The sequence below is a fragment of the Seonamhaeicola marinus genome (assembly GCF_008085455.1).
Map to the genome: position 1 here is coordinate 1 of NZ_VSDQ01000170.1, position 739 is coordinate 739.

Annotated in this window: 1 pseudogene; it reads left to right on the forward strand. The window is 24.9% G+C overall.

The window, feature by feature from the left end:
• Positions 1-21: 21 nt before the first annotated feature.
• Positions 22-739: pseudogene (locus FUA24_RS02810) on the forward strand (ribonuclease HII); the annotation flags it as partial.

Genomic DNA, 739 nt, shown 5'->3' on the forward strand with positions numbered 1-739 from the left:
TTACATAAAATTAATTTGTTCATGAAACCCTACGCTATAATATTTATTGCAGTACTAACCTTATTTAATTGCTCAAACCCAACAAAAAAACGTACTGAACTTATTGATTTTGCACCAAAAAACAGTGATATAATAATTAAAACTTCAAATTTTGAAAGTCTTAAAAATACAATTAACAATAATCATTTCTTAAAAACACTTTCAAAAAGTAAAACCTATTTAAGTTTAGAAGAAACCTTAAAAAACACATCTGTTTTAAAACCCAACAACACTGCTTTAATTTGTTTTTCAAAAGATAAAAATGACAGCATACAATACAGTTTTATAACCAAACAAGATTCTACGTTATTTAAAACCGATTCTTTAAAAAATTACACCAAAGAAACATTAACGTATAAAAATAAAACCATTGTAAAATCTACTTTAAACAATAACGTATTTTACAGTACAGTAATTGATAGTGTTCTTTTTGCATCATCATCAAAACCTATTATTGATGCTGTTTTTAATACTTTTAAAACCAACACTAATTTAAAGAAAGTTTACAGCACTTTAAGTGATAACAAAACATGCTCAGTAATTTTAAAAGCAGATACAACCTTTGTTAATCACTTTTCTTTAGAACCCAAACTAAACTTAAAAACATTTACTAACTACTTAGCTTTTGATGTTGATGCTAGCCAAAATGAAATTATTATTAATGGTATAGCAAAAGCTACAGATTCATTAAAAAGTACAA